Here is a 4,224-nt window from a genome sequence, read left to right as displayed (position 1 = left end):
AGATCGCAGAGAAAAGATGTAACTGGCTAAAACCAATTGCAAAGACACGCTCCACAGAAAGAGCGGAGGGCACGGAGGAAATTGTTCCCCTCACCCTGCCCTCTCCCACGCTGGGGCGAGGGAAAAACTCTTTGTGATTTCCGCGCTTCCCATTGGGAGAGGGGAACGCTGGGGAACGACTCTGGATTGTCCGATCCAGTCGGGCAATGACAGTTGGATCCCCCGGTCGCGCCGGAGGATGACAAAAAAAGAACCTGGGAATGATCAACGCCCCCTCTCCCTTGCTCTCTCCAATTCTGTGAAAAGGAAACAATGGACACAGGTAAAGAGCTTGGAATATATCAAAATTTATCCCTTGGTCAGGAGATTGGCCCTGACTCGTTTGCGAATTTGTCGGGCGATAGCCACTGCTTTTTCAGCCTCATCACGATCTATGGGTTCCCAATCACCGGGATAGCGAGCCTCAATGCTGTACCGGTTCAAAACCAGCACATCACTAATTTCTATATCAAGCGTAATCTTTCCCGCAACACGTTGCATTAATAAGCGCAGGTCATGTGTTTTTGGAAAATCGACAGATAAGGATACAAGAAGCGCTTTGAGATATTTTTCAGCGCATTGTTGAGCATGAAAACATACCGTATCAAATGGGCAGTCAACCTCAAGTGTCAAGGTATGTTCAGCGTTTCTGAAATCGTTTTCGGCTTTTTCAATCCACCGAGCGACTTCTTCTGAATTCTCAGGCCGTTCGCTCATAGAGCACTTCTCCCTCGCGCAGCGCCGGACGGATGATCGTTCCTATCTGGTCACGGTGCTTTTCGATTTCTTCAGGAGTCACAACGATCAGATCCACCGGGACTTCCACCCCGACAAGTGCAAGGTCCATTGCCGTTGCCTTGCTTCGACGTGACCCTTCAATCTGCATAACGACTAAGAGATCCACATCACTATCCGGTCCAGGCGACCCATGGGCATAGGACCCGAAAAGGATGATCTTTTCCGGATTAAAGCGCTCGACGATCCTCTTTATAATTTCGTTAAGGGCTTTTCGTTCGTATGGTTTCAACTTCATCCCGTTGCCCCCAATATTATGCTGATTTTTCGTTTGGTCAGCAACCAGAATAGAGCTCTGCTATTCAAAATAATGAAAGGTCTTGAACCCGCCGTTCTTGCAATACTCATCTTTTTTCGCTTCCTGGATATCTTCCCGGACCATCTCGGCAACCATATCGGAAAAACTGATCTTCGGCTTCCAGCCGAGTTTTTCTTTGGCTTTGGTGGGATCTCCCAGAAGACTCTCCACCTCTGTAGGCCTGAAGTAACTCGGGTCGACTTCGACCAAAACTTTGCCGCTCTTGGAATCAATACCCTTCTCATCCACTCCCTTACCTTCCCACCGGATCTCTATGTCAACCTCCTTGAAAGCCATCTCGACAAACTCTCGCACCGAATGCTGCTCGCCGCTGGCGATCACATAGTCATCCGGCTCGGGCTGCTGCAGGATCAGCCATTGGGCTTCTACGTAATCCTTGGCATGGCCCCAGTCCCTTCTGGCGTTGAGGTTCCCCAGGAAGATTCGATCTTGAAGACCGAGATGGATCCGGGACACGGCCCGGGTGATCTTACGCGTGACAAATGTTTCCCCGCGAATGGGTGATTCGTGGTTGAAGAGAATCCCGTTACAGGCGTAGATACCGTAGGCCTCGCGGTAGTTGACACAGATCCAGTAGGCATAGACCTTGGCCGCCCCGTAAGGGCTCTGAGGATAAAAAGGCGTGGTTTCTGTTTGCGGAACTTCTCTCACCTTCCCGTACATCTCGCTGGTGGAGGCCTGGTAGAATCTGCATTTTTTCTCCAGATTCAGTATGCGCAAAGCCTCGAGCAGGCGAAGCGTTCCGAGGGCGTCGGCATTGGCCGTGTACTCAGCCGTTTCAAAGGAGACCTTGACATGGCTTTGTGCGGCAAGGTTGTAGATTTCATCCGGCTGGGTTTCCTGGACAATGCGGATCAGGTTGGTCGCATCCGTCATGTCGCCATAATGCAGATGGAATCGGCTCTCTTTCTCGTGCGGGTCCTTGTATAAGTGATCAATTCTATCCGTGTTGAACAGCGAGGCGCGGCGCTTGATCCCGTGAACGTTGTAACCCTTTTTCAACAGAAGCTCCGCCAGGTAGGCCCCGTCCTGGCCCGTGATGCCGGTAATAAGCGCTATCTTCATGGATCACTCCTTGTCTTCGCCTTCAAGAGCGACTCATCATTGCCTTAGAGAAATACGATATCGCAGACCCCACCATCAGGAAAATACCAAAGGCCACAATAAAAACAATCCAACCCGAAAAACTATGGTAAAAACCCTGTGCGTATTCAAGACTCCAATAATGAGCAATCATCCCCGTTGCGGCGATCCGTACCCAGTTCATAAACACGGCGATAGGAAACGAACTGAGAACAATGAGGGATCTCCGTAGAAATCCTTTCTGGCTGATGTAGGCATAAATCATGGCGAGCGTGAAGAGTGAGACCAGAGAGCTGATCCCACTGCAGGCCTCGGCCACTTGTAGTGTGGTTTCGGGCAAATAAATGATGTTCCCTTCACCGTGGACCGGGATGGAAAACAATTGTATGAACGCCACGCCGAATGTGGACGAAAGAAGTTGCAGCTTCCTGGATATGGCCGCGTAAAGGATTGTCGGGATAGGGACCATCATTAAAAGGAGAAATAACGGGAAGGAAAGCTTCTTGGTGAGCGCCGATCCGAAGTTCAACCAGACGACCGAAATAATCAAAAAAACAAAAGTTAGCTCGACGGCAAAGCGAGATTTGCCTCCCACGGCGACAATCCAGATGAGAGAACTGATCAGGAGCATAGGCAGACCGCCCCTGTATGAAGGCACTATTTCTGTCTCGGCCAGGGTCTTTCGCTTATCCCAGATGAGATAAGCAATAACAAAGGGGATCAGGGGGCTGTGGGTGTAGGTCGGGTTCTCGGTCCAGAATTCAACCACCTTCCCGGCGAAGGGCTGAAACAACCAGGCCAGTAGACCCAGGCAGGCCAGGCACAACAGGAGCGGGGACAGGGAATCATTCTTGGTAATGTTCGTTGCACCAGTCATATCTTCTGCACCTTTCACGTGTCTTTTCCGGGAAGCTCGCTCTGCAGGAACGGTATGGTTTTCTGGACAAAATCTCGTATCCTTTGTTCGGCCTGCTCCATGTTTTCGGACGGCCCCACCGCCGTGATGAACCGGACCAGGGCGCCGTCGGTCCTTCCTCGGACCACCGCATCCCAGAAAAGATAAAACCTTTCCATCCAGTCGTTCTGAATGATACGGCCCCTCTCCTGGTACCAGTAGATGACAATCTGCTTCTCCTCACCGCTGGCCAGACGAATCAGATTGATGTTCTGGGACGGCTCCTGCTGGCCGGCTTGCCCTCGGCCGGCCGGGGCCTGCCACCAGGGAACCGCTTCATGCGATAGTATTGCGTTCCCGCCTCCCGGCAGACACCCGACGGGGGTGTGAATCAACGGCATCTCGTTTTGAGAATTTACATACCCCACGTAGAGATGAACCGCGTAGCCCTTAGGGGAAAGATAAGTTCGGTTGAGGTAATCCGTCAGTTCGAGTTCGTCCAGGATTTCTTGATCTATGGGAGCATCCTCTGTTGACTTATACTCTCCGATGGTCCTTGGGAATGCCTGCCGGAGGTTGGTGGGCCCTGGAATGTATTCCCTTTTCTGAACAAACCCGCTGACAAGAATGAGAAGCCCCAGAATGGCCAGGCTGATCAGAAGGGAGGATGTCTTGGGCAGGTAACTCCGTTTCCCTATTGTGTCTGCGATGGGATGATCTCTAATGGTCTTGATTTCAGATCTTTCCGTATCTTGATTCATAAATACTCCTGAGAAAACTCTAAAAACGATTGCTCTTTAGTGTGCGATCCAATGAACATGAAAAAGCTCCTTAGCATTTCCCCCTCTCCTTTATCCTCTCCCACGCGGGGAGAGGAAATGACGGGTGAAATCCTCTCCCACTCCGGGAAGAGGGGAAGACTATTTGTGATTCCCGCTCTTCCCACCGGGGAGAGGGGAATGAATCCAAATCGGGCGGCTGGTTTCGATCATGCTCATTCTTCTCGTCCGTCCTCATTCAGTATATGTAAAAGATAGCGGCCGTAGTCGTTTTGGGAGAGTGGGAGGGCAAGGCGCTCAAGCTGGCCGGCGGT

General features: G+C 51.3%; 5 protein-coding genes. All 5 read right to left on the bottom strand.

Features of this window, described 5'->3' with window-relative positions; translation table 11 throughout:
- Positions 1 to 348: 348 nt before the first annotated feature.
- From AUK29_03860 to AUK29_03840, 5 genes are read right to left on the bottom strand one after another with little or no spacing between them, the layout of a single operon-like run.
- Positions 349 to 756: a hypothetical protein gene (locus AUK29_03860; protein OIP64760.1), complete on the bottom strand. Its 408-nt coding sequence runs from the start codon at positions 754 to 756 to the stop codon at positions 349 to 351.
- Positions 740 to 1,072: a hypothetical protein gene (locus AUK29_03855; protein OIP64759.1), complete on the bottom strand. Its 333-nt coding sequence runs from the start codon at positions 1,070 to 1,072 to the stop codon at positions 740 to 742. The genes AUK29_03860 and AUK29_03855 overlap by 17 nt, the downstream gene beginning before the upstream one ends.
- Positions 1,073 to 1,132: 60 nt before the next feature.
- Entirely contained in the window at positions 1,133 to 2,218 is a 1,086-nt protein-coding gene (locus AUK29_03850) for a GDP-mannose 4,6-dehydratase (GenBank protein ID OIP64758.1), read from the bottom strand.
- A 22-nt stretch (positions 2,219 to 2,240) separates the two neighbouring features.
- Entirely contained in the window at positions 2,241 to 3,131 is an 891-nt protein-coding gene (locus AUK29_03845) for a hypothetical protein (GenBank protein OIP64757.1), read from the bottom strand.
- A complete protein-coding gene (locus AUK29_03840) occupies positions 3,128 to 3,892 on the bottom strand; it encodes an EpsI family protein (protein OIP64756.1) in 765 nt (254 codons plus the stop codon). The genes AUK29_03845 and AUK29_03840 overlap by 4 nt, the downstream gene beginning before the upstream one ends.
- Positions 3,893 to 4,224: the final 332 nt, after the last annotated feature.

This window comes from Nitrospirae bacterium CG2_30_53_67 (assembly GCA_001873285.1).
Taxonomy (GTDB): Bacteria; CG2-30-53-67; CG2-30-53-67; order CG2-30-53-67; family CG2-30-53-67; genus CG2-30-53-67.
The sequence above is the reverse complement of the archived record's forward strand: the minus strand, read 5'-3'. Positions and strand labels throughout refer to the sequence as shown.

Coding starts and splice junctions, on each gene's coding strand:
- AUK29_03850 (OIP64758.1), bottom strand. CDS start 2,218: ATGAAGATAGCGCTTATTACCGGCATCACGGGCCAGGACGGGGCCTAC.
- AUK29_03840 (OIP64756.1), bottom strand. CDS start 3,892: ATGAATCAAGATACGGAAAGATCTGAAATCAAGACCATTAGAGATCAT.
- AUK29_03860 (OIP64760.1), bottom strand. CDS start 756: ATGAGCGAACGGCCTGAGAATTCAGAAGAAGTCGCTCGGTGGATTGAA.
- AUK29_03855 (OIP64759.1), bottom strand. CDS start 1,072: ATGAAGTTGAAACCATACGAACGAAAAGCCCTTAACGAAATTATAAAG.